The organism is Desulfurellaceae bacterium (assembly GCA_021296095.1).
Taxonomy (GTDB): domain Bacteria; phylum Desulfobacterota; class Binatia; order Bin18; family Bin18; genus JAAXHF01.
Genome location: JAGWBB010000020.1, coordinates 69,529 through 92,933 on the forward strand (window position 1 = coordinate 69,529; position 23,405 = coordinate 92,933).

23 protein-coding genes are annotated in these 23,405 nt (G+C 63.3%); 7 read left to right on the plus strand and 16 right to left on the minus strand.

Features of this window, described 5'->3' with window-relative positions; all coding sequences use genetic code 11:
* Positions 1–516, plus strand: a 516-nt coding sequence (locus J4F42_06855) for an SDR family oxidoreductase (protein MCE2485214.1), incomplete at its 5' end; no start/stop codon positions are given.
* A gap of 21 nt (positions 517–537) precedes the next feature.
* Here the strand turns inward: J4F42_06855 and J4F42_06860 are convergent.
* From J4F42_06860 to J4F42_06875, 4 genes are read right to left on the minus strand one after another with little or no spacing between them, the layout of a single operon-like run.
* The gene (locus J4F42_06860) at positions 538–843 is read right to left on the minus strand and encodes a Rieske (2Fe-2S) protein (protein MCE2485215.1); all 306 of its coding nucleotides are present in this window, start codon (positions 841–843) and stop codon (positions 538–540) included.
* 36 nt (positions 844–879) lie between these two features.
* Positions 880–1,422 (minus strand): hypothetical protein, encoded by a 543-nt coding sequence (locus J4F42_06865; GenBank protein MCE2485216.1) that lies wholly within the window; start codon positions 1,420–1,422, stop codon positions 880–882.
* A gap of 24 nt (positions 1,423–1,446) precedes the next feature.
* Entirely contained in the window at positions 1,447–2,097 is a 651-nt protein-coding gene (locus tag J4F42_06870) for a hypothetical protein (GenBank protein MCE2485217.1), read from the minus strand.
* A 26-nt stretch (positions 2,098–2,123) separates the two neighbouring features.
* Positions 2,124–3,227, minus strand: coding sequence for an LLM class flavin-dependent oxidoreductase (locus J4F42_06875; protein ID MCE2485218.1), 1,104 nt, complete (start codon positions 3,225–3,227; stop codon positions 2,124–2,126).
* 104 nt (positions 3,228–3,331) lie between these two features.
* Here J4F42_06875 and J4F42_06880 point away from each other — a divergent pair, with 104 nt between their 5' ends.
* Both J4F42_06880 and J4F42_06885 read left to right on the plus strand, forming a co-directional pair.
* Complete coding sequence (locus J4F42_06880) at positions 3,332–5,125, plus strand: CocE/NonD family hydrolase (GenBank protein MCE2485219.1); 1,794 nt, start codon at positions 3,332–3,334, stop codon at positions 5,123–5,125.
* 73 nt (positions 5,126–5,198) lie between these two features.
* Positions 5,199–6,095, plus strand: coding sequence for a DMT family transporter (locus J4F42_06885; protein ID MCE2485220.1), 897 nt, complete (start codon positions 5,199–5,201; stop codon positions 6,093–6,095).
* A 16-nt stretch (positions 6,096–6,111) separates the two neighbouring features.
* On the opposite strand, the gene J4F42_06890 is transcribed toward J4F42_06885, so the two are convergent.
* From J4F42_06890 to J4F42_06905, 4 genes are read right to left on the minus strand one after another with little or no spacing between them, the layout of a single operon-like run.
* Entirely contained in the window at positions 6,112–7,083 is a 972-nt protein-coding gene (locus tag J4F42_06890) for an MBL fold metallo-hydrolase (protein MCE2485221.1), read from the minus strand.
* A gap of 46 nt (positions 7,084–7,129) precedes the next feature.
* A complete protein-coding gene (locus J4F42_06895) occupies positions 7,130–8,230 on the minus strand; it encodes an amidohydrolase (protein ID MCE2485222.1) in 1,101 nt (366 codons plus the stop codon).
* A 17-nt stretch (positions 8,231–8,247) separates the two neighbouring features.
* Entirely contained in the window at positions 8,248–10,320 is a 2,073-nt protein-coding gene (locus tag J4F42_06900) for a redoxin domain-containing protein (GenBank protein MCE2485223.1), read from the minus strand.
* Between the two features lie 7 nt (positions 10,321–10,327).
* Positions 10,328–12,502 carry an acetate--CoA ligase family protein gene (locus J4F42_06905; protein ID MCE2485224.1) on the minus strand — a complete coding sequence of 725 codons (2,175 nt, stop codon included), beginning with the start codon at positions 12,500–12,502 and terminating at the stop codon, positions 10,328–10,330.
* 222 nt (positions 12,503–12,724) lie between these two features.
* On the opposite strand from J4F42_06905, the gene J4F42_06910 reads away from it, so the two are divergent.
* Entirely contained in the window at positions 12,725–13,627 is a 903-nt protein-coding gene (locus J4F42_06910) for a serine protease (protein ID MCE2485225.1), read from the plus strand.
* A 21-nt stretch (positions 13,628–13,648) separates the two neighbouring features.
* Positions 13,649–14,305, plus strand: coding sequence for an NADPH-dependent F420 reductase (npdG, locus tag J4F42_06915; GenBank protein MCE2485226.1), 657 nt, complete (start codon positions 13,649–13,651; stop codon positions 14,303–14,305).
* Positions 14,306–14,386: 81 nt separating this feature from the next.
* Here the strand turns inward: npdG and groL are convergent, their stop codons facing one another.
* From groL to J4F42_06935, 4 genes are all read right to left on the minus strand, one after another.
* Positions 14,387–16,051 carry a chaperonin GroEL gene (groL, locus tag J4F42_06920; GenBank protein ID MCE2485227.1) on the minus strand — a complete coding sequence of 555 codons (1,665 nt, stop codon included), beginning with the start codon at positions 16,049–16,051 and terminating at the stop codon, positions 14,387–14,389.
* 16 nt (positions 16,052–16,067) lie between these two features.
* Positions 16,068–16,355, minus strand: coding sequence for a co-chaperone GroES (groES, locus tag J4F42_06925; GenBank protein ID MCE2485228.1), 288 nt, complete (start codon positions 16,353–16,355; stop codon positions 16,068–16,070).
* 116 nt (positions 16,356–16,471) lie between these two features.
* A complete protein-coding gene (locus J4F42_06930) occupies positions 16,472–16,741 on the minus strand; it encodes a DUF507 family protein (protein MCE2485229.1) in 270 nt (89 codons plus the stop codon).
* Complete coding sequence (locus J4F42_06935) at positions 16,738–17,013, minus strand: DUF507 family protein (protein MCE2485230.1); 276 nt, start codon at positions 17,011–17,013, stop codon at positions 16,738–16,740. Before J4F42_06935 ends, J4F42_06930 begins: the two co-directional genes overlap by 4 nt.
* An 80-nt stretch (positions 17,014–17,093) precedes the next feature.
* Here J4F42_06935 and J4F42_06940 point away from each other — a divergent pair, with 80 nt between their 5' ends.
* Positions 17,094–18,242, plus strand: a complete 1,149-nt coding sequence (locus J4F42_06940) for a PAS domain-containing protein (protein MCE2485231.1) — start codon at positions 17,094–17,096, stop codon at positions 18,240–18,242.
* Between the two features lie 56 nt (positions 18,243–18,298).
* Positions 18,299–19,765, plus strand: coding sequence for a sigma-54-dependent Fis family transcriptional regulator (locus J4F42_06945; protein ID MCE2485232.1), 1,467 nt, complete (start codon positions 18,299–18,301; stop codon positions 19,763–19,765).
* Positions 19,766–20,404: 639 nt separating this feature from the next.
* Here J4F42_06945 and dnaB read toward each other — a convergent pair.
* The 4 genes from dnaB to J4F42_06965 form a co-directional block, all read right to left on the minus strand.
* Complete coding sequence (gene dnaB, locus J4F42_06950) at positions 20,405–21,775, minus strand: replicative DNA helicase (protein ID MCE2485233.1); 1,371 nt, start codon at positions 21,773–21,775, stop codon at positions 20,405–20,407.
* A 127-nt stretch (positions 21,776–21,902) separates the two neighbouring features.
* Positions 21,903–22,730 carry a cobalamin-binding protein gene (locus J4F42_06955; GenBank protein ID MCE2485234.1) on the minus strand — a complete coding sequence of 276 codons (828 nt, stop codon included), beginning with the start codon at positions 22,728–22,730 and terminating at the stop codon, positions 21,903–21,905.
* Between the two features lie 15 nt (positions 22,731–22,745).
* Positions 22,746–23,051 (minus strand): hypothetical protein, encoded by a 306-nt coding sequence (locus J4F42_06960; GenBank protein MCE2485235.1) that lies wholly within the window; start codon positions 23,049–23,051, stop codon positions 22,746–22,748.
* A gap of 85 nt (positions 23,052–23,136) precedes the next feature.
* On the minus strand, positions 23,137–23,405 hold a 269-nt coding region (locus J4F42_06965; protein ID MCE2485236.1), incomplete at its 5' end, for a hypothetical protein.

Consider the following 23,405-nt stretch of genomic DNA (forward strand, 5'->3'; position numbering starts at 1 on the left):
TTGCACATCATGTACAACAACGCCGCAGTACTGCATAAACGGGACACGACGGTGACCGAACTCGACGAGGAGCTGTGGGATATGGTCATGGGGGTGAACCTCAAGAGCGTCTACCTGGGCTGTAAGTACGCCATTCCAGAAATGACCAAGGCCGGCGGCGGCTCAATCATCAACGTGTCGTCGCTGGCCGGGCTGTTGGGCGTCGGCAACGTGCACGCCTACACCGCAGCCAAAGGCGGGGTGGTTTCGCTCACCCGGGCGGTCGCCACCGCCTATGCCGCCAAGAACATCCGCTGCAACGTCATCTGCCCCGGCGCGGTTGACACGCCGATGATGGCCCACGTGCTGCACGGCTCGAATCCCAAGCGGATGGAACGGGTGGCCAAGAGCCATCCGCTCGGCCGGGTGGGCACACCGCAAGACATCGCCTCAATGGGCCTGTTTCTGGCCTCGGATGAGTCGGCGTGGGTGACGGGCTCGGTGTTTACGGTTGACGGCGGGTATGCCGCCCAGTGACAAGCAGGGCTAAGGCGCTGTTCAGCCAATATCGACTCTGAGCAGCCCGTCTTCGACCTGGACCGGATAGGTCCGCAGCCGCATGGCCGGGTTGGTCAGGCTGCACGCGCGGCGCAGATCAAAACGAAAGCGGTGCCACGGACAGGTCACAGTCGCCCCTTTGAGCCAGCCCCGGCTCAGGGGGCCGCCCTTGTGGGGACAGGCGTTTTCGACCGCGATAAAGCCGCCGCCGTCGTTCCAGACGGCAAGCTGCCGGCCGGCGATCTTCACACTCGCCAGCGTGCCTACCGGAAACGCCTCAACAGCCCCAAGCGCTACCCAAACCATCTCCAGCCTCACCAGCTGTGGCGGGCAGCCTGCGCCTCAGGCGTATCCCGTTCGGCAAAAAAACTGTAGGCACAGGGGTGCAGACTGCCGCACGCCTGACAGGTCCGCAGGCCGGCATCGGTATTGAAGCGCTCCACGGCTCGCCCCTCCTCGTCCCACAGCCCGCGCCAGCCGTGCTGGGCCGTCTCCCGCGCCGCAGCCGGGGCAGTACCAGCGCAGGCGGTCGCGCCGATAGGCCGAGGGAGTGCCGCCCATGATGATGGTGTAATAGGCGCTGTCCTGCCACTCGGCCCGAATCCAGATACGGTCCGTATCGCTGACCGCCCAGTAGCCCAGCAGCGAGGCCACATGGTGTGGCACGCCGGCCTTAATCAGGTGCATCAGACGCTTGCCCTGCTGGGGGATTTCCAGAATTCCCTCGGGCAGCATTTCAAACAGCCGAAACTGCGGTCCGGCCAAGGGCAGCCGGGCGCTCCAGATGCGGTAGTCAAACGCCTCCTGCCACCTGCCGAGATCGTCCAGATCCTCAGGATCGGTGGCCGAGGCGGTATAGTTGCGGAGCGGGATGGTGCGGGGCATGAGGGTGACTCCCGAGTCTTGGTCCTACCACTTGGCCCGGGCCTGGCGCTCGGCCGGCGTATCCTTGCGCGACTGCCAGCAATAGCCCTCCAGGTTCACGGTTCCACACTCGGGACAGGTCCGGTTTCGGTTGTCGCTGTTGTATTCGGTCACCGCCGCCCGCTCAGCCTTCCAGAAACCGCCCATGCCTTTTTCACCGGTCGGATAGACCCGCTCGAAGAGCAGGGTCAGGCACTCCAGACAGTACCAGGCAAAGCGGTCGCACTCGGTCTTGTCCGGCATCTGCTGAATCAACAAGAAGGGAATCTGGCCGTCCTCGTCCGGCGGCAGGGGCAGAAACAGCTCGTCCCGGTCGTTGATGTGCCAGTAGCCGAAGTAGTTGGCCGCGTGGTGCGGAATGCCGCCCACCACAACGCCGATGTCGAGCGGTTTGGGCGGGTCGGTCAGCTTGGTCAGGCCCTTGTAGGGCTCGATCAGCCAGATCTCGCTGAGCCGGCCGCCCGAGATGGCGTCCAGGGCGCCGGTCTCGGTCGGGGCGTAGTGACGGATGCCGATGACCTGCTGGCCGACCTCCTTAAAGCCGGAAAACTTGCCGATCACCCGCTCGTTCAGAAAGTCCCAGTCGCCCATGACTTTCTCAATGGGCTCGCTGATGTACAGATTCGGGAACGACATACCCACCTCGTTATGACACTCGGCCCTTATGACACTCGGCCCTCTTGGGCCGCCCGCCCGTTGACTGCGGTGCTGGTCGCCTCGGGCTCGGGAAACTCAGGCATGACCTCCTCGGCAAACAGACGCATGGAGCGACACACCTGCTGCTGGCTGAGGCTGCCGTAGGCGAAGAACAGGATCATGTATTGCAGGTCTTCCAGAAACTCCTGGTGACGCTTGATGAGACGGATGCAGGTGTCGGGGCTGCCGATCAGAATCATACCGAGGTCCATCAACTCGGTCAGGTCGCCCCGGGCTGCGGCATCGAAGGTGCCCTTCAGATACGAGTAGGAAGACGACTGGGCCATTTCGTCCGGTTTGGCCAGCTTGAGCAGCTGTTGCCAACGCGCGGCCAGGGTCGGCAACACCTCGGCTTTGGCCTGCTCGTCGCTCTCGGCCACATACACATGGCGGGTCGGCACCAGACCGACGTGGTCTACGGTGTGGCCGTGCTTGGCGTTGTCGGCTTTGTAGATGGCCCAGTGCTGCTGCATGATCGGCAGCAGGGTGTAGACCTCCATGCACGGGTAGTTGTGTTTTGCCGCCCAGCGGACCGAGGCCTCAGACAGCCCGGCGGTCCACACCGGGGGATGGGGTTGCTGGACCGGCCGGATTTCAATCCGGGTCTGGGGAATGTTCACAAACCGGCCCTGATACGAGAACGTGTCGTGGGTCCAGGCCCGGATCACAGCCTGATGGGTTTCGTCAAAGATGTCACGGCTCTGCTCGTGCTCGACCCGCCACGGAATGAACTCGCCCGGCTGAATGCCCCGACCGATGCCCCACAGCAGCCGCCCGTCGCTCAGCATATCCAGCATCGCACCCTCTTCGGCCAGGCGCAGCGGATGATGAAAGGGCAGGACATTGACCGCCGGCCCCAGCTTGATCCGCTCGGTCCGCTGGGCGGCCGAGGCGACCATCAGATTGGGCGAGGCGATCATGCTGTAGGTCGAAAAGTGGTGCTCGGCGAACCAGAAGCTGTCATAGCCGAGTTGCTCGGCGTACACCACCTGTTCGAGGTTCTCCTTGAACAGCTGCTGGACGCTGCGTTCATCGGCCTTGGTGACGGTTGAGAAAATTCCGAATTTCACCCGCTGCTCCTTCGCTGCTCCTGGGCTGATTCTGGGCTGAGAACTGGTGGCGAGTGTATCACCGGCGGAGGGGAGATGCTATGGGAAGGGCAAAGGAGGCCGCCATGATCGTCCCAGCCCGCAAACGGTATAAAGTCGTCACCGAAAAGAATGTCCCTATGACAACGCGTGACGGGGTGACCCTGTACGCCGATGTCATCCGGCCCGACTCGGCCGAGCGCTTCCCCGTCCTGCTGAGCCGTACGCCCTACGGTAAAATGGCCGCAGGCGACCCCAACGGCCCCAACGCCTTGTACGCCCGCTACGGCTATGTGTCGGTTGTCCAGGACTGTCGGGGTCGCTTCGAGTCCGAGGGCGACTACGACACCATCTTTCAGGAGGCGGCCGACGGCTACGACGCGGTCGAGTGGTCGGCCAGGCTGCCGTGGTCAAACGGCCGGGTGGGCACGACCGGCCAGTCCTACCTGGGCCTGACCCAGTACCTGATCGCCTGCAACGACCCCATGCCGCCGTCGCTGCAGTGCATGGCCCCGGTCTCGGCCTCGTCCGACTACCACGCCAGCTGGATCTATCACACCGGCGGGGTGTCCAAGTGGGGCTGGATGGTCCCCTACGCCCTGTTCAAGGGGCTGGATACGCTCAAGCGTCAGGGCCGCAAAGACCTGATGGAAAAGATGAAGGGCTATGTCGAAGGCGGCGAGCCGGCCGGGGCCCGCATGACCCGCTGGGGCTCGAACGCCTTTACCCCGCTGACCGACGAATGGTACCGCCACCTGCCGATCAAGGACTGGGGCGAAATCCTCAAGGAAGCCGCCCCGTACATGGCCGAGCACATCGCCCAGGCCGACGACGGCGCCTACTGGCAGCGGGCCAACGTGAACTGCTTTGCCGAAACCGTCACCACCCCCATGCTCCACGTCACCTCGTGGTATGACATCTTTGCCGAGGGTGGACCGACCGCCTATCAGAGCATCAGCGCCAACAGCCGCTTTGAGGCGGCCCGGACCGGCCAGCGCCTGATCATCGGGCCGTGGGGCCATCTGCTGCCCTACACCTCGCCGACCTCGCGCGGGGCCGGGGACATCGACTTTGGCCCCAACGCCCTGATCGACCTGAACGAGACCCTGCTGCGCTGGTTCGACTACTGGCTCAAAGACGTGGCCAACGGCATCATGGACGAGCCGCCGGTCAGCGTGTTCAGCCTGGGCGAGAACCGCTGGCAGCAGCTGGCCGACTGGCCACCGCCCGCCATGCGCCAGGTACGCTACTTCCTGCACAGCGACGGAGCGGCCAACAGCCTGAGCGGCAACGGCAGCCTGTCCAGCGTACCGCCCGGTCAGGAGCCGGCCGATCAGTACACCTACGATCCCGACGATCCGGTCCCCTCGCTGGGCGGCAACAACCTGACCATCGACATGGGTGTGCAAGACCAGCGCCCGGTCGAAGAGCGCCGCGATGTCCTGGTCTATACCTCGGAGCCGCTCAGCCAGCCGCTGGAGATCACCGGGCCGGTGACGGTCGAGCTGTGGGCCGCGTCTTCGGCACGCGATACCGACTTCACCGCCAAGCTCGTCGATGTTCATCCCGACGGCTATGCCCAGAATCTGCTTAACGGCATTATCCGGGCCCGCTATCGGGACTCGGCGACCACCCCCCAGCTGATGGAGGCGGGCAAAGCCTACCGCTTCACGATCGACCTGTGGGCGACCAGCAACGTCTTTCTGCCGGGCCACCGCATCCGGCTGGAAATCAGCTCCAGCCATTTTCCCGAGTTTGACCGCAACCTGAACACCGGCCAGCCGTTTGGCGAGGGCACACAGGGGATAGCCGCAGAGCAGACCGTGTTTCACCAGGAGGACCGGGCGTCTCACATCGTGCTGCCGCTCATTCCCAGGTAGTGTCCCCCCGTGGGAGTGACGCTGCGCGCTCGCTTGAACGCTGAAAACCCGTCACGCCGAGAGCCGAGTCTGGATGTTTGCTTCCCCGGCACTCCGGGCGGCCGTGGCCGCTGCGGCGGCCAGCATCTTCTTTGGCGGGATGGTATTCTGCACGCGGTTTGTCATCGATCAGACCGAGCCGCTGACGCTAGCCTTCTTTCGCTTTGGTATCGGCTTCGTCTGCATAGCCCCGGTGCTGGTGCGGTCCGACCGACCGCGCGTACGGAGGACAGATTGGAGCGCCATCGCGTGTCTCGGCGTCCTCTTATACGCGCTGATGCCCATCCTGGTCGGCGCGGGGCTACAGTTCAGCTACGCGTCACGCGGAGCCCTGGCGCTCGCCTCACAACCCGTGTTCACCCTCCTGCTGGCACGCTGGCGCAGCGAGGAGCGGCTCACGCCGGTCAAGCTGTTCGGCATCGCGCTCGCCATGGGCGGACTGGGACTCGCCCTCAGCGAAGGTCCCCCTCAGACCTCCGCATCTCTGATATGGGCTGGGGATGCGATGCTGTTCTGCGCGGCCTTGTGTATAGCCGTCTACAACGTCTACTCGCAGCCCCAGCTCCAGCGCTATCCGGCCCCCGTGTTCACGGTGCTCAGCATGGGCATAGGCGCCCTCAGCCTCGCGCCTTTTACCCTGGGCTTGGGCATGGCCCAGGGCTGGCCGGCCTTCACCCCCTCGGGGTGGATCGCCGTCCTGTATATCGGCACGTTTGGGGGCGGGATCGGCTATGCCTTATGGGTCTGGGCCCTGGCACATACCACCCCCACCCGGGTGGCCATCTTCCTGACCCTCAATCCGCTGACCGCCACGCTGTTGGGCGGCACGTTTCTGGACGAGCCGATTACCCCACGCTTCGTCATTGGCCTGCTGGCCGTGCTGACCGGAATCGTAGCCGTTCACTACCCGGAGCCCAGGCGGGCAGGATAGTCGCTTCAACCGGTCTTCAGGTACAACACAGGTCCGGCTCATCGGCCGCGTGGCCGTGCCGCTCGGCCCGGAGTTGGCGCATGCCGTCGAACATCCGTTCGAGGTCGAGCGGCTGCTCAAGCTCCTGGCGGAATTCCTGATACAGCCGCATGATGTTGGGCAGAATGCGCTCGGGCTCGCGCCAGCTGGCATACACCCCCAGCTTCACGTCCCGCGCGGCCTGCTCTTCGGTCATGCCCAGCCTGAAGCGCTTCTTGGCCTCCCGGCGCACCAGCGCCAGGTAGGCCCGCATCTCGCGCAGTTCCTTTTTGCCGCCAATCGGCCCGTGGCCGGGTACGATGGTTTCCACGTCCAGCTTGAGCAGCCGGTCGGCGACCTTGATCCAGTTGCCGACGTGGCCCTGAAAGGCCAGCGGGGTGACGTAGTAAAAGGCCAGGTCGCCGGCAAACAGCAGCTTATCCTGGGGCAGGTAGACAAAGGCGTCACCAAAGGTGTGGGCCGGTCCGAGGTGGCGTAGCTCGATCTCACGCCCGGACTGATGAAAGACCAGCCGGTCCTCGAAGGTGACCGTGGGCGGTTTGGGCTTGAGCCGGGGAAACTCTTTGGCAAAGCGCGGGATACGTTGCTGGTAGGCTTCGACCGCAATACCGCTGCGGACCATCTCGTCCCGACACGCGGTATGGCTGACGACCTCGGCCTCGCGGAACAGGAAGTTGCCGCCGCTGTGGTCGATATGATGGTGGGTATTCACCAGGCGTGAGACCGGCCGTTTGCTGAGCTTTGTGATCGAGGCCAGAAAGCGCCTGGTCATGGACGGCACCATCAGGGCGTCGACCGCCATGTTGCCGTCGCGGTCGAGCAACAGCCCGGCGTTGCTGACCCCCAGCTCGCCGAACGCCTGAATATAGGCGTAGACCTTGGGGGCGACCTCCTCGATACCGGTCTTCCAGCCCGCCGGCGTAATGAAGTTGGTCTGGGTGATGCTCATGTCGCCGTCCTCGTGTCACGCCCCGGGCGGGGAGACGCGGCCGTGCTCACAGATTGAACAGCCGGGCCGCGTTGCGGTTGAAGATTTTCTGCTTCAGGCCCTCGGAGATATCGGTCCGTTCGCGTAACACCTTGACCGAGTCGGGGCAGATGCAGTCCCAGTGCGAGTAGTCGGAGGCGTAGATCAGCCGCTCTTCGCCAATCATCTGGGCGACATACGGGATCGTCGTCTCTTCCGGCTCAACCGCGTAAAAACAGTTCTCGCTCTTCAGCCAGTCGAGCGGGTCGCGGCGCTGCCACGGGGTCTGGTGCGGCAACAGCTCGTAGTGCTCGTGCAGCCGGTCCATCAGCCACGGCACCCAGCCGGCCCCGGCCTCCATAAAGGCGACCCTGAGCTTGGGAAAGCGCTCCAGAATCCCGCCGGCCACGAACGAGGCTGCGGCCAGCATAGAGTCGAGCGGATAAAAAGCGTGTTTGAAGACATAGCGGTCAAAGCGGTCGATCCCGGCCGAGTTGGTCGAGATGATGTGGACACAGATCGGCACGTCCAGCCCCTGGGCTTCCTGCCAGATCGGATCAAAGGTCTCTTCGTGCAGTAGCCGGCCGCCAAAATTGGTCAGCACCTGCACGCCGATCATGCCCAGCTGTTCAACCGCCCGCCGGATTTCTTTGCGGGCCGCCTGGGGGTCCTGCATGGGGATCATGGCGATGCCCTTGAGCCGCTCGGGATAGGGCCGACAGTATTCGGCCAGCCAGTCGTTGTAGGCGCTCGACACCGCTGCGGCCAGCCCGCCATCCTCAATCGACGCGGCCGCCCCCAGCCCGACAAAGGTGCCGAACAGGGCGGCGATATCAATGCCCTCGTGGTCCATGTCGGGAATGCGTTTATGCGGGTCCTGCATGCCTTCCCGATCCCAGCCCCACTGGTGGGCCGGCTTCTTGGGCTCGGGCCACATGCCGAGCTGACCGTAAAAATCGCGTCGGCTCGGCCACAGCTTGCCCTCCACCACCATGTGCCGCCGGCCGTCCGGATAGCTCACCCAGCACGGGGCGTCGCGGCGGTACTTCTCGGGCAGCCGCTCGGCCCAGTTGACCGCTTTCTCATCAACGTGGCCGTCGGCATCAATCACCGGATAGTCGAGTTTCATATGCGCACTCCGTTTGCTCAGCTGATTCCTGGAACGGACTCGGTCCCGTAGGTCCACTCCGGCACCAGGCGATGTTCGATCCGCAGGCTGTCCTCGCCGTCGCTGGCCGTCTCGACCGGCAGCGTCCAGCGCAGCGACTTGACCAGACATACCCCGTCCTGGCCCTCCTTACAGTAGACCAGCCCAACCGCCACGCGCAGTTCGGTCGCCCCCGCGGACAGGTTGAGCGGAATCTCGATCGGAAACTGGCCATCCCGCTCTGGCGTTCGCATTCCGCCGGCCAGGGTCGCGCCGTTCAGCTCGACCTGGTACTCCAGCGGCGAGCCCGGATTGAGCTTAAAGGGCGGGGGAATCTCCACATCGACCGTCAGGCTGGTGCGACCGGCCCGGACCGTCTGCGAGGCAAGGCTCAGCTCTTCGAGGTTCGGCCACACATAGGCCGGTCGCAGCTCCGGTCCCTCGCTCAAGCCGGTAATCTGGAGGGTGGAGACGCGGCCGGTCTCGAGGTCGGCTACCCGGATGGCGTGGTTGTTGGTGTCGGCAATATACAGCGTGCCGTCCGCAATACTCAGCCCGCTGGGTTCGTAGAACTCGGCCTCCTGGCCCGTGTCGGCATCCCGAAACCCGGGCTGGCCGCTGCCCAGAAAGGTCACCGAGGTACGCAGGCCGGGACCGACCCGCTTGATCTTGTGGTTATACGTATCGGCCACATACACCACGTTATTATGGTAGGCGACGCCCAGCGGATGCTGGAGCCGGACGGCATCGCCCTGGCCATCGGTGTCGCCAAACTCAAACAGATCCACTCCCACGATTGTCGAGACAGTACCGCGCGGATTCAGGCTGACCGTGCGAATCGCGCTGACCTCGGAGTCGGCGACAAACAGCTGGCTGCCGTCCGAGGCCAGACCGCTGGGCTGGGCCAGGGCGGCCTGCATCAGCGGCCCGTCAATCCGGGCCTCCTTGCTGGAGCCGGCGTAGGGTCCGATTTCCTGGTGGCGGACATTCAGGGCCCAGATCTGGTGTGGACCGGCCATGGCGATATACACGATATCGTTTTCGACCAGCACATCCCACGGCGAGCCGAGCGGTACATCCCGAGCCCTGCCCCGGCGAAAGCCTCTGAACGAGGGCTGTCCGGTGCCGGCCACCGTTGTCACCGTGCGGGCTTTGAGGTCGAGCCGGCGGATGAGGTGATTTTCGGTGTCGGCCACATACAGGCTGTCGCCGGCCAGAGCCAAGCCCTGGGGGTGGTCAAAGCTGGCCGCCTCAAAGCTGCCGTCGGCCGCCCCGGCCGCTCCGGTGCCGGCCACATCCAGGACCCGCCCGGTCCGGGTGGTGAGCAGAATGCGGTTGTGGCTGGAGTCGGCGATGAACAGCCGGTCGCGCTCGGGATCGGCCTCCACCTTGCCCGGAAACGACAGGATTGGGGCGTGAAAGGCGGCTTTCTCCAGGGCCAGACTGAGCGGCTGTTCGTTCAGCGTGCCCCGCTCCCGGTGTTCGTCAACCAGCCGGCCGATGATCCCTTTGAGCGTCTCGTAGTGTCCCTCGCCGGAGATGCCGCCGACCACATAGCCCTCGGGGTCAATCAGCACCAGCGTCGGCCAGGCCTGCGGGCCGTAGCGCCGCCAGATCTGGAACTCCCGGTCGTTGACCACCGGGTGCTCAATGTCGTAGCGCAGAATCGCCTGGCGGATGTTTTCCGACTCGCCCTCGTTGGGAAACTTGGCCGAGTGGACACCGATCACAACCAGTTCATTCGGAAAATCGGTCTCCAGGCGCTGGAGTTCGGGAATGACGTGCAGGCAGTTGATACAGCAGTAGGTCCAGAAATCGAGCAGCACGATCTTGCCGCGCAGACCGGCCAGACTGAGCGGCGTGTCGGTGTTGAGCCACTCGATCCCGCCTTCCAGCTCGGGAGCACGGACGCGTTCCTGGGCTGCCATAGGCCCTCCTTCCTGTCCAATCACGACGTACCACAGGCCGCTGTGCCACAAAAAAATGAAGCCGGCAATCAGCGTCAGCCAGGCCGGGGTGAGCTGGAGCATCACCCGCCGCCACTCGCCGCGTCTGGGAGCGTGGTGTGCCATGCCGCTGTCAGCCGACATGGCGCCGGAACCGCGCATACTCGACCAGCGCGCCAAGGGCGGAAACCGCCCGATGGGCGCTGGGGTAGCACACCCGTCCCGTCTCGCGCACGGCCAGGGGTCCGGCGTTGCCGTACTCCCGGTCGGTATACACCAGCTCGGTGGTCGTCAGCACGGGCGTGGCGTGGCGCTGCGAGGCGGCGACCGCAGCCTGGGCATAGCGCCGTTCCTGGCGCTGGTGAAAATCGGCCATCCGCTCCAGGCCGTGACCGGGGTAGAAGGCACCGGTCTGGAACAGGTTGGCGGTGGCGCCCTGGATACCCAGCCCCAGCTGCACGACCGCATCGACCTGGGGATGACCGCACAGCAGATCGAGAATCTCGGGCACGGTATCGCGGGTTTCCCCGCCGGCCAGATCGATCGGGTTATTCCGGCTCCAGCGGTCCGGCACCATGGCGCTGATCTTGGCCTCGATATCCTCGGGCAGGGCAATCAGGTCCAGCCCGGCCTGGGCGCAGGCATCGGCCGTCAGCACGCCCCAGCCGCCGACCGTGGTAAACACGATCACCCGGTCGCCGGCCGGCAGGGGCTGAGTGGCCAGGCTGGCCGCCCACTCAAAGGCGTGCTCGACGCTCGGCGCACGCAGCATACCGAGCTGCCGGCACACGCCCTGGAACACCCGGTCGTCGGTGGCCAGGGAGCCGGTGTGGGACAGCGCGGCCCGCTGCCCGGCCGTGGCCACCCCGCCCTTGAGCACGACCAGGGGCTTGGTCGGGGTGAGTTGCCGAACGGCCTGGACAAAGCGGCGTCCGTCAGGAATGCCCTCCAGATAGGCCAGCACCACGTCGGTGTCAGGGTCGGCGGCAAAATACTCGAGGTAATCGGCAATGTTCGTCTGGGCCGAGTTGCCGACCGAAATCGCCTTACTCACCCCCACCCCGGTCTGGACCGCATAGTTGAGAAACGACGACAGCAGATTGCCGCTCTGGCTGACCACCCCAATACGTCCCGGCGGAGGATAGGGGGCGACAATCTGGGCGCACATCGACGCCGGGGTCGAGATCACCCCCTGTCCGTTGGGTCCGGCTAGCAGAATGCCCAACTCGTTGGCGGTTGCCACCAACTCATCTTCGAGCTGGCGGCCCTGCGGCCCGGTCTCACGGTAGCCGCCGCTGGCCACGAATGCTGCTCGGACCCCAATTTTTGCGCAGTCCCGCAGCAGGCCGACGTTAGCCCCGGCCGGCGTACACACAAAGGCCAGATCGGCCCTGCCGGGCGGAATCTCGGCAATGTCCCGATAGGTCGGCGCGTCCAGAATCTCAGCCCCGTCCCGGTTGACGGGGAAAATATCGCCCCCATAGCCAAAGCGGCGCAGATTATGCAGCGACACAAAACCGAATTTGCCAGGATGCCGCGACGCCCCGGTGACCACAACCCCGCGCGGATGAAACAGTGGCCGAAAACGTTCCAGGATTTCCTCGGGCGAGCGGGCGGGCGGCGGGGGCGGAACGCTGGCCGGCGGGCCGAGTTCGACCAGCGCATCGACTGCAACCGGTTTGCCTCCCACCACGATAAGAGGATTCAGGTCAACGCTGTGAATATCGGGATGCTCGGCCGCCAGTCGGCCCAGGCCGACCAGAGCTGCGGTCAGGGCATCCATATCGAGCGCGGGCTCGCCCCGAAAGGATTCTAGCACGTGCCGGGTCTGGAGCGCCGCAACCATGCGGCGCGCCTCGACCGGATCGAGCGGGGCCAGGCCGAAGGCCACATCCCCGACCGCCTCGGCCAGAATCCCGCCCAGGCCGATCAGGACACAGGCACCGAAGTGCGGGTCGCGCAGCAGCCCGGCGATCAGCTCCCGGCGGCCGTGTACCATCTCGGCCACCAGCAGACCGACCTCGCCGTCCTCGGGCCGACGCCGCTGCCACAGCTGGGTGGCGGCCCGCCGGACCGCCTCGGCATCGGACAACCCGAGGCGGACCAGGTCTCGCTCGGTTTTGTGGGCGATCCGGTCGCCGCACAGTTTGAGCACGACCGGAAAGCCGATCCGGCCGGCCGCCTCGACCGCAGCCTGGGGACTGTCCACCAGCATCTCGTGCGGGACGGACACGCCATAGCCGGCCAAGAGTTGTTTGGAGCGATACTCGGAAAGCGTCCGCTCGTGACGTGGGGTGGTCGTGCTCATAGCCGGTCTCTCTCCTCAGCCCAGGAAGCTCTAGAGGGTATAAGATTCGGCCTCGGCTGCCAAGGGAAACCGGCCAAAAAAGCATCACCGACGGACCTCTCGGTGCCGACCCGAGGTCCGCTCTGTCCGAACCTGCGGCGCTCCGCTGCGGGCCGCTTCAGGGGTTGCGCTCCGTCCAATCAGGCATTAGGCTTGACGAATCTTTTGCGTGAGGGAGGAAGAGTGAACGCCTCCGTAAAGCTCATTGAACAGGTTGTCCCCTCGACTGTAAGCATCCACGTCACAGTCCCCCAGGATCATCACTCGGCCCCGCTCCTCGGCCCGGAACGGATGGGCTCGGGGGCCATTGTCGATCCTGCGGGTTACATCCTGACGGTCAACTACATCGTCATTGGGGCCAGTACGATCAAAGTCAGCCTGGTCGATAACAGCCAGGTGGACGCCGAAGTGGTGGCTCAGGATTTTGCCAGCGGCATCGGGCTGATCAAGATTGCCAACAGTGGCTTTCCGGCCGCGCCCCTGCGTTCTTCCCAGGAGCTGAAGCCCGGCGATGACGTGTTCATCGCCGCCGGCTCGGGTGAAGAAAACGGGCGGCGGGTCAGCGGCGGAGGACTGACCTCAGTCGCGCCGTTCGACGCCTACTGGGAATACTCACTCGACCGGGCTCTGATCAGCACGGCTATGAATCCCGGCCTGGGGGGTGGCCCGATGTTCGATATGCACGGCAGGATGGTCGGGGTCGTGTCGCTGAACCTCAACGAGGTCGGGAAGTTTTCGCTGGCCATCCCGGTCGAGAACTTTCAAGACCACCGGGACGAATTGATCCGCTACGGCCGCCGTGTCTCGCGTTCGTCACGCGCCTGGATCGGCATGTACTCCTACACCCTGCGCAAGCATCTGGTGGTAGCGGGTGTCTTACCGGGCGGACCGGGCGAGACGGCCGGCCTGAAGGCGGGCGACGTGGTGCTGGCCATAGACGACCAGGAAGTCGCGGACCGACCGGCCTTTTATCAACAACTGTGGAGCCGTCCGGCGGGCGAGACGGTGCTCTTCCGTATCTTCCGCAACAACGCGGTACAGACGATTCCGATCGTGTCGGGGAATGTGGAAGAGTTTTTTGCATGAGTCCGGTAAGGAGCAACACGAGTGAAAATTGCGATTTTAGGCGGGACCGGGGAACAGGGGCCGGGGCTGGCACTGCGCTGGGCGCTGGCCGGCGAGGAGGTCATCATCGGGTCGCGGCAAAAGGAGAAGGGCGAGCGGGTGGCGGCCGAACTCAACCAGGAACTCGGCCGGCCGCTGCTGGTCGGGATGGACAATCCGAGTGCCGCCGCAGCGGCCGATATTGTCGTCCTGACCGTTCCGTACTCCGCCCACGTCCCGACTCTGGAAAGCGTCAAGGACCAGCTCCAGGGCAAGATCTTTGTTGACGTGTCGGTTCCGCTCGACCCGGATAACGCCCGGCGGGTCAGTATGCCGCCGGCCGGCTCGGCCTCTCAGGAAGCCCAGGAAATCCTGGGCGAGCAGGTCAGCGTGGTCTGCGCCCTGCAGAACATCTCGGCCCATCTGCTGCGTGACGCGACGGCCGAGATTGACTGCGATGTGTTGGTGTGCGGGAGCCCCAAAGAAGCCCGGACACGGGTGATCGAGCTGATCGCCAAGCTCAATATCAACGCCATCGATGTCGGCCCGCTCGAGGCGGCCAGCCTGATTGAGCCCATCACCGCCCTGCTGATTCGCCTCAACATTCGGAACAAAGTCCACTCGGCCGGTATTCGGATTACCGGCCTGCCCGACGCCTAGCCAGTCACCAAGCCAGACACACAACGGCCCTGTCCGGAGTTCCGGGCAGGGCCGTTTTTACGCGTGATGACAGGGGACGGCTTACATCATGCCACCCATGCCACCCATGCCACCCATGCCACCCATGCCACCCGGAGGCATCGGCGGCATCCCACCGCCGGCGCCCTTCTCCTCAGGCTTATCAGCCACCGTGGCTTCCGTGGTCAGCAGCAGACCGGCCACCGACGCGGCATTCTGAAGGGCGGTCCGCACGACCTTGGTCGGGTCGATAATACCGGCCTTGATCAGATCCTCATACTCGCCGCTGGCCGCGTTAAAGCCGTTGGCACCCCTGGCGTTGCGGACCTTGTCCAGCACAACCGAGCCCTCTTCCCCGGCGTTGGAAGAGATCCAGCGCAAGGGCTCTTGGATCGCTCGGCGGATGATATTGACGCCGAACTGCTCGTCTTCGTTGGCCTCGACACCATCCAGCACCCGTGAGGCACGGATAAGGGCCACCCCACCGCCCGGCACAATGCCTTCTTCAACCGCAGCCCGGGTCGCGTGCAGGGCGTCCTCAACGCGGGCTTTCTTCTCTTTCATTTCAATTTCAGTGGCCGCGCCGACTTTGATGACGGCCACGCCGCCGATCATCTTAGCCAAGCGCTCTTGCAGCTTTTCACGATCATAATCGGACGTGGTCTCATCAATCTGGGCTCGAATCTGGTTGATCCGGCCTTCGATGTCGCCCTTCTTGCCCGCTCCGTCGACGATCGTGGTGTTGTCTTTGTCGACCACAATGCGTTTGGCGTGACCCAAGTCGTTCAGGCTCAGGCTCTCCAGCTTGACCCCCAACTCTTCAGCAATCACCCGACCGCCGGTCAGAATCGCGACATCCTCCAGCATGGCTTTGCGGCGGTCACCAAACCCGGGCGCCTTCACCGCCACACACTGCAGGGTGCCACGGATTTTATTCACCACCAGCGTGGCCAGGGCCTCGCCCTCGATATCTTCAGCTACCAGGATCAGGGGTTTGCTGCTCTTGGCGACCTGCTCCAGGATGGGCAGCAGGTCTTTCATGGCCGAGATCTTCTTCTCGTGAATCAGCAGGTACACATCCTCGAAGACACACTCCATGCGCTCGGGGTCGGTCACAAAATAAGGGGACAGATAGCCGCGGTCGAACTGCATGCCTTCCACCACGTCCAGGGTCGTCTCCAGCCCCTTGGCCTCTTCAACGGTAATCACGCCCTCACGGCCGACCTTGTTCATGGCCTCGGCGATGATCTCGCCGATGGTCGCATCGTTATTGGCCGAAATAGTTCCGACCTGGGCAATCTCTTTCTGATCGCGGGTCGACTTTGACATGTTTTTGAGATCACCGACCACCGCGCCCACGGCTTTGTCGATGCCGCGTTTAATGCTCATCGGATCGTGGCCGGCGGCGACCATCTTGACGCCCTCGGAGAACACGGCCCGAGCCAGCACGGTTGCGGTCGTCGTTCCGTCCCCAGCCACGTCGGACGTTTTGCTGGCGACTTCTTTGACCATCTGGGCACCCATATTTTCGAACTTGTCCTCAAGCTCGATCTCCTTGGCCACGGTCACCCCGTCTTTTGTCACGACAGGTGCACCAAACGACTTCTCAATCACCACATTACGGCCCTTGGGCCCCAAGGTCACCGTCACGGTGTCGGCCAGGAGATTAACGCCCCGGAGGGTGCGATCTCTCGCATCCTGACTAAACTTGACAAGCTTCGCTGCCATTATGGATCCTCCTTACCTATTCAACCACGCCGAGAAGATCGTCTTCCCGCATGATCAGGTGTTCTTCACCTTCAAGTTTGATTTCGGTTCCCGCATATTTACCGAAGAGGACCGTGTCTCCAGGTTTCACGTCTAGCGGCTGCACCTTGCCATCGTCCCCGACCTTGCCTTTGCCCACGGCAACGACCTTGCCCTCCTGGGGTTTCTCTTTGGCCGTGTCAGGAATGATGATACCGCCTGCCGTCTTCTCTTCTTCTTCCGTCCGTTTTACGATGATCCGATCCTGTAAGGGTCGAATTTTCATGCCTCCTCTCCTTTCTTATCTGAGGATAATGTGTGTCGTATTTGCACGGAGCCCGAGCCCCAGAGCAGAATCTCCGGCAACTTAATCACTCTGCTCCGCTTGTCAAGCAAAAAACGTCAGAATTTCCGCTTGCGACGCTCTTCCTCAAAGTAGCGCCGGTACAGCACGTTCCATTCGGTACTGCCCGGCACAACCCGACGCGACAGCGAGGCAATCTTGCGTCGCACGAGCGCGTCGATTCTATCATCAATCTGAAAATGTGTGGCCAGCACACGCTTGCTCTCGGCCAGGGCGGCCCGCTCGCTCCTCAGCCTACCCTGGCTGGCCAAGACCCGGAGCGTCAGCCGGGCCAGGGCTGTGATACGCGCGTCGGATAAGCGGCTCATAGGACGAAACTGCGCTCTTCGGCCAGACGCTGGGTAATCATCTGGACAACTTTATGGCGGTCCACGGCCTGACCGGTCGGCATATGCGCCTCGGCCAGCCGTTCGGCTTCGCGCCGTAATTCCTCTTCCTGCCGGAAATTCTCCAGCAGGGCCTGGGCGAGTTGCTCCGCGCTACGTCGCTGCTCGGTTTGGAGTTGGAGCAAGCCTTTCTCGCTCAGGTTGCTGACCAGGGCTTCGGCCGCCGCCCGACACTCGGCTTCGGAATACCGCATGGCCTATTCCATATCCGGCAAGCCGACGCTTTGGCAAGCCCGCCTTGACAATAAAACTGCAGTTTGCGATGGGATGGTCGATGGCATCCCGGCCGCTACAACCCCACCCGTCCCAGCCGCCTTTCCCGGCCAACGCCTGGGAGCACGTCCTGGCCAGCCTTGAGGAGGGCATTATCGTCATTGATCAGGACCAGCGGATCGCCTTTCTCAACCCTGCCGCAGCAACGCTCATCGGCCAGTCGCTGGCCCAGATCGGCCAACAGCCATACAGCCAGGTCTTTGGCGCCAACGCCTGGATCGTCGATATCATTGAGCGGACGCGAAACTCGACCTACAGCTCAACCGCCAGCGAAGGGATGATCACCGGTCGCCTGCAGCGGGTGAAGCCGGTCCGGGCGATCTGTTCGCCGATCTTCAACGATGAGGTCCGGTTTCTGGGACTGAGTCTCGTCCTGCACGATTTGAGCTACCAAAAAGAGCTGGCCGAAGACGCCCAGCGCGCCGACCATCTGGCCCAGCTGGGAGTGGTTGTCGCCGGGCTGGCGCACGAAATCAAAAATCCGCTGGCCGGTATCCGGGGGGCGGCTCAGCTGCTGCACGGTCGTCTCAGCAGCGTGCCGGCGAACCAGACCGCGGACGAGTATACCACGGTCATGATTCGAGAAATCGACCGCTTGGGCGCACTGTTGGAACAGCTGACGCAGTTGACCGCCCCGCTGCGCCTCGATCTGCAACCGATCAATGTCCATAAGGTCCTGAGCGACGTGCTGCTGCTCGAACGGGCAACCGTTTCGCCCAAGGTCGAGATCCGCACTCACTTTGACCCCAGTTTACCGGATGTGTTGGGGGACGAAGCGTCTCTGGCCCAGGTGTTTCGCAATCTCATCAAGAACAGCCTCCAGGCCCTGAACGGCTGCCGCCACGGCAACCTGAGCCTGTCAACCCGGATGGCGACCGACTTCCATCTGGTGCGCGGCGAGCCCGAGCAGCGGGGGCGCTTCCTGTCTATTGACTTCGCCGATAATGGGCCGGGGATTGCCGCCGAGCATCTGTCCCAACTCTTTACCCCCTTCTTCACCACCAAAAGCCAAGGGACGGGCCTGGGACTGCCCGTCAGCCAGCGGATCATCGCACAGCACGGCGGCATCATCCGGGTCGAGAGCGAATTCGGCCAAGGCGCGCACTTCCAGGTCTATCTCCCCATCAGTCCCCACACAGGCGAACGATGATGACCGCCCGGACAAGACGATATCCTCGTCCCCCTCTCCCGCAACCGTGACCAGCCATGCAACACACCACGCCTTTTGGCACTCCTCCGGGCACGATTCTGATTGCCGACGACGAAGAACTCATCCGACGTGTTCTGGCCGACACCCTGCGCGATCAGGGTCATACGGTCCAAACGGTGGACAACGGCGCCCTGGCCTGGGAGGCGCTGACCACCAAGGCTTTCGATCTGGCACTGCTCGACATCCGCATGCCGGAGCGCACCGGCCTTGATATCCTTCTCCAGGCCCAGCAAGAACCCCGGACAGACCGCCGGCCGCCCACGCCGATCATCATCATGACCGGCCAAACCACCCTCGATAACGCCATCGAGGCCATGAAGCGCGGAGCGTTTGACTACCTGACCAAACCCTTTGACCTCGAAGAAGTCAAAGCCCTGGTTCTGCGCGCCCTGGAAGTCGGTCGCCTGACCGATATCCAGCCGGCGACGCCGGTTGCTGCGGTCGAGGGGCGCGGCGATCATATCATCGGCCAGAGCCCGGCCATGCAGCAGGTGTATAAGACCATCGGCCGCATTGTGAAGAGCGATGCGACCGTCCTGCTGCAGGGGGAGAGCGGAACGGGGAAAGAACTCGTCGCGCGGGTCATTCACCACCACTCACCCCGCTGGCGAGCCCCGTTTATCGGCATCAACTGTTCGGCCATTCCGCTCGACCTGCTGGAAAGCGAATTCTTTGGCCATGAGCGCGGGGCGTTCACCGGCGCGGTCGAGCGGCGGATCGGCAAATTTGAACAGGCCAGCGAGGGGACCCTGTTTCTGGACGAGGTGGCCGATATGCCGCTGGCCCTGCAGGCCAAACTTCTCCGGGTTCTGCAAGAGCGGGAAATCACCCGGGTCGGCGGCCGGGACGTCATTCACATCACCACCCGGATCATTGCCGCCACCAACCAGGATCTGAGCCTGGCGGTCCAGGAACAGCGCTTTCGGGAAGACCTCTTTTTCCGCCTCCAGGTCGTGCCCATCACCCTGCCCGCCCTGCGGCAGCGACGGGAGGATATTCCGGTCCTGACCGCATATTTTCTGGACAAGATCAACCGCGAGATGGAGACCAAGATCAGCGGCGTGACACCCGAGGCTGAGACCATGCTGGTCCACCACTCGTGGCCGGGGAACGTCCGCGAACTGGAAAACACCCTGCTGCGTGCTGCGGTCCTGGCCCCGGGGCGGCTCCTGACCCAGGCCGACCTGTCGCTGCCGGTCGCCTCGTCCAGCCTGCCGGACAATTTTTCCGACCTGTCGCTCGAAGAACTGGTCCGGCGCAAGCTGAACGCCTCTTTCCAGCATCACGCCTCGCTCGACAGCGGTGATTTATACGAGCGGATTCTGGCCCAGGTCGAAAAACCCTTGATTGAGCTGACCCTGGAGTATACCTCTGGCAATCAGCTCAAGGCGGCCGAGCTGCTCGGCATCAATCGCAACACGCTGCGCAAAAAAATGACCAGCCTGAAGATCGAACGAAAATAGATGCCTGCCTTCTCTTTTCCAAGTCCGCTGTACGCCATTGCCGATACGCTGGGCCGAGCCGAGCTGTCATGTCCTGCACTGGCCCGCCAGATGTGCGCCGGTGGAGCCCGGCTGATCCAGCTGCGTTTCAAGGAGCGGTCGGCCCGCGACTTTCTGCACATCGCCCGGCAGATGCGGGCCATCTGCCGGCAACACGGCTGTCTGCTGATCATCAACGACCGGGCCGACATCGCCCGCGCGATTGACGCCGACGGGTTGCATATCGGCCAGGACGACCTGCCCTACGCTGCGGCGCGTCGGGTGTTGGGGCCGGACAAGATTATCGGGGTTTCAACCCATGACCCGGCCCAGGCTGCGGAGGCCGAGCGCGAGGGCGCGGATTATATCGGCTTTGGGCCACTGTTCGGCACCCAGACCAAGACGACCGGCTATACCGCCCGAGGACTCGATCAGCTGCGCGAGATTCGGAACCGGACCAGCCTGCCGATTGTCGCCATTGGCGGGATCAGCACCGGGCGTGCATCGGCCGCCCTGGCCGCCGGCGCTAATGCCGTGGCGATGATCAGCGATATTGTCCTGAGTCAGCAGGTTGAGGCAAAAGTTCGCCAGACCTTGCAGCAGCTGTCGTCGGCCGGGTCCTCACTCTTCTTCTCCACCCTCCTCCATATCCTCAACCAGATTATCAAAACGGGTGTACTCCCGGCGGAAGGCCAGGCGCACCGTACCGGTCGGACCGTTGCGCTGTTTGCTGATGATCACCTCGGCCACCCCTTCGTCCTGCGACTCACGGTTGTACATCTCATCCCGGTAGATGAACATGATGACATCCGCATCCTGCTCAATGCTGCCGCTTTCGCGAATATCCGACATGACCGGCCGTTTATCGTTCCGTGACTCGACCTGGCGGTTGAGCTGGGAGAGCGCGATAATCGGGACATTCAGATCCTTGGCCAGGGCCTTGAGACTGCGGGAGATCTCGGACAACTCTTGGTTCCGGTTTTCTTGTGCGGTCAGTCCCCGCATGAGCTGGAGGTAGTCAATGACAATCAGCCCAACGTCCGCTTCACGTTTGAGACGGCGCGACTTGGCCCGCATCTCCAGCACATTCTGAGCTGGCGCATCGTCAATGAAGATCGGCGCTTCAGCCAAACGGCCAGCGGCCATCGCTAGGCGCGGAAAGTCACGCTCGCCCAAATAGCCGGTGCGGACCTTGACCAGATCCACCCGCGCTTCAGAGCACAACATACGCAACATGAGTTGGTCCTTTGCCATCTCCAGCGAGAACACGCCGACGGCCGTGTTGTGGTGCAGGGCGACATGCTGGGCGATGTTCATCACAAGACTGGTTTTACCCATGCTGGGACGCGCACCAACAATCACGAGGTCGGACGGTTGCAAGCCCGCGGTGATGCGGTCAAGGTCAAGGAACCCGGTCGGCACACCGGTGACCAGCTCTTTGCGTTCGTACAGCTTCTCAATGGTTTTGATCGTGTCCATGACGATATCGCCGACCTTGGTAAAGGCTGGGCGAACGCGCTGTTCGGATACGTCAAAAATGAGGCGTTCAGCTTCGTCGAGAAAGATTTCAATATCGTCCTGGCTGCCGTAGCAGCGCTCGGTGATGTCCGTAGACACTCGGATCAGGCTGCGGATGACCGACTTCTCACGCACGATGCGGGCGTAGGTGGCGATATTGGCTGCACTCGGCACACGGTCGACCAATTCAGCTAGATAAGTGGCTCCGCCGATGTCGGGTAGTTCGCCTTGGGCGCGGAGCCGGTCGGTCAGGGTCACGAGGTCAATTGGCGCCCCTTGCTTGCTCAGGCTGAGCATGGCTTGGAAGATTTTACCGCGCGACTTGTCGTAGAAGTCATCAACCCCCATGACCTCAAGCACTCGGTCGAGGGCGGTGTCATCGAGCAGAATACCGCCCAGGACGGATTCCTCGGCGTCTACATTCTGGGGAGGGACTTTGCGGAGAGTGTCTTCAAGGCTAGCCACAGTAGCTATGAAACATACTCTAAGCCGCTGCTTGGAGCAAGCACCGTAGCACGACGGTACTGGCTCGTTTTAAATATTTTCACCAAGAAAATCAGCATCTTACAGATCAAACTGAGCCAAGCCTGGGGCGATAAAGCTAGTCGTCCAGCGTGTGTCGCACATACCCGAACAGGCGGCCGAACTGCGCCAGGCCGTCCGCAATCCGTGGTCCGTACCAGCACAGCGCCATACCATCGACACAGTACAGGTGGCCCATTTTGCCGGCGACGGTGTGAGCCAGCGGTTTCAGGTGGACCAGGTGTTTGGCGGCGAACGGGTAGGGTTCGCTCGGCAGCACCACGACCTGCGGGTCGGCCGCCACCACCTCGTCCAGGCCGACGGTGCAGTAGCGCTCGGCCCTGGTGCGGAAGATATTCTCCCCACCGCACGTCCACAGCATATCATCGCTATAGGTCTGGGCGTTAAACGACATCCAGGGCTTGCGCCAGATCGGGCAGAAGACGCGGACGCGGGGCTGGCGCTCGAGGTCGCCGGCCAGCTGGTCGGCCTGCTGGCGCAGGGCGCGGGCCAGTGCCCGGCCGTCTTCCGAACGGCCGGTCAGCCGGCCCAAGCGTTCGATCATCTCGATTCCATCCCTGACCGTACGGGGAGCGGTCACGTACACGCACAGGCCGTGCTCCTCCAACCAGGCGAAATCTTCGCGCCGGTTTTCCTCTTCATTCAGGATGACCACATCGGGCCGCAGACGCAGAATGGCTTCGAGGTCTGGATCCTTGGTGCCGCCGACCTTGGTGAGACCGGCCATCTGTTCGGGCGGATGGGTACAGAATCGGGTCACCCCGACAACAGACGCTCCCGCACCGAGGGCGAACAGGGTCTCGGTGATGCTCGGCACCAGCGACACAATCCGCTGTGGACAGGCGGGCAGGGAGAGCGGACGCTGGAGTTCATCAACACAGTCCATACCGACCCCATCGGCCTAGCGGCCTTGAGACTCCAAAATAGCCTCCAACTGTTGCTTTTCCTCCAGCGTATAGTCTTCCTCGGGTGAGGCTGGGACGGCCTCTTGTCTGAGGGGAGCTTGGCTCACCCGGGGCTGAAAAATCCCCATCCGGCGCGCTTCTTTGTCGAGAAACATCACCATGCCGAGAAAACCGAGAACGACCACACAGCCGATGATGAGTAGTACCTTAGAGACCAGGCCGCGTCGCTTTTTTCGGCGTGGCGCGGCCTTTTTTCTGCGGGCGGGTGTCTTGCGGGCCGCTGTCTTTTTCCGCTCAGCCATTGGTCCTCTCTCTCCTCAACACAATCCACTAAGACGGGCGACGATCTCTGCTTGCTGGTGTCGTCATCGTCACCCATCTCGCCTCTCAAGGCTGGCTTAAGGGCGGGGCTGAAGAAGCGCCCAAAACCGCCCGGACAGCCTCCCAGCCGCTGCGCTGATGCCAGCCCTCGACCCCGTTGTACCACTTGAGACCGACCGACTGAAGACGCCGGCTGCGGGTGGCCAGGCCAAACCATACGCGCCACGCCGAGCCGTAAAACAACCGGGTCGTCAGCGCCAAACGGTACAGCTTCTTGCCGGCTGCGGAGCGGGCGAAGCGCTCGGTATAGTCGGCAAAATCGGCATCCCGACCGC

Excerpts from the sequence above, each read along its gene's own strand:
- J4F42_06860 (MCE2485215.1), bottom strand. The coding sequence starts at position 843 with ATGGTTTGGGTAGCGCTTGGGGCTGTTGAGGCGTTTCCGGTAGGCACG.
- J4F42_06865 (MCE2485216.1), bottom strand. The coding sequence starts at position 1,422 with ATGCCCCGCACCATCCCGCTCCGCAACTATACCGCCTCGGCCACCGAT.
- J4F42_06870 (MCE2485217.1), bottom strand. The coding sequence starts at position 2,097 with ATGTCGTTCCCGAATCTGTACATCAGCGAGCCCATTGAGAAAGTCATG.
- J4F42_06880 (MCE2485219.1), top strand. The coding sequence starts at position 3,332 with ATGATCGTCCCAGCCCGCAAACGGTATAAAGTCGTCACCGAAAAGAAT.
- J4F42_06885 (MCE2485220.1), top strand. The coding sequence starts at position 5,199 with ATGTTTGCTTCCCCGGCACTCCGGGCGGCCGTGGCCGCTGCGGCGGCC.
- J4F42_06890 (MCE2485221.1), bottom strand. The coding sequence starts at position 7,083 with ATGAGCATCACCCAGACCAACTTCATTACGCCGGCGGGCTGGAAGACC.
- J4F42_06895 (MCE2485222.1), bottom strand. The coding sequence starts at position 8,230 with ATGAAACTCGACTATCCGGTGATTGATGCCGACGGCCACGTTGATGAG.
- J4F42_06900 (MCE2485223.1), bottom strand. The coding sequence starts at position 10,320 with ATGGCACACCACGCTCCCAGACGCGGCGAGTGGCGGCGGGTGATGCTC.
- J4F42_06905 (MCE2485224.1), bottom strand. The coding sequence starts at position 12,502 with ATGAGCACGACCACCCCACGTCACGAGCGGACGCTTTCCGAGTATCGC.
- groL (MCE2485227.1), bottom strand. The coding sequence starts at position 16,051 with ATGGCAGCGAAGCTTGTCAAGTTTAGTCAGGATGCGAGAGATCGCACC.
- groES (MCE2485228.1), bottom strand. The coding sequence starts at position 16,355 with ATGAAAATTCGACCCTTACAGGATCGGATCATCGTAAAACGGACGGAA.
- J4F42_06930 (MCE2485229.1), bottom strand. The coding sequence starts at position 16,741 with ATGAGCCGCTTATCCGACGCGCGTATCACAGCCCTGGCCCGGCTGACG.
- J4F42_06935 (MCE2485230.1), bottom strand. The coding sequence starts at position 17,013 with ATGCGGTATTCCGAAGCCGAGTGTCGGGCGGCGGCCGAAGCCCTGGTC.
- J4F42_06940 (MCE2485231.1), top strand. The coding sequence starts at position 17,094 with ATGGCATCCCGGCCGCTACAACCCCACCCGTCCCAGCCGCCTTTCCCG.
- J4F42_06945 (MCE2485232.1), top strand. The coding sequence starts at position 18,299 with ATGCAACACACCACGCCTTTTGGCACTCCTCCGGGCACGATTCTGATT.
- J4F42_06955 (MCE2485234.1), bottom strand. The coding sequence starts at position 22,730 with ATGGACTGTGTTGATGAACTCCAGCGTCCGCTCTCCCTGCCCGCCTGT.
- J4F42_06960 (MCE2485235.1), bottom strand. The coding sequence starts at position 23,051 with ATGGCTGAGCGGAAAAAGACAGCGGCCCGCAAGACACCCGCCCGCAGA.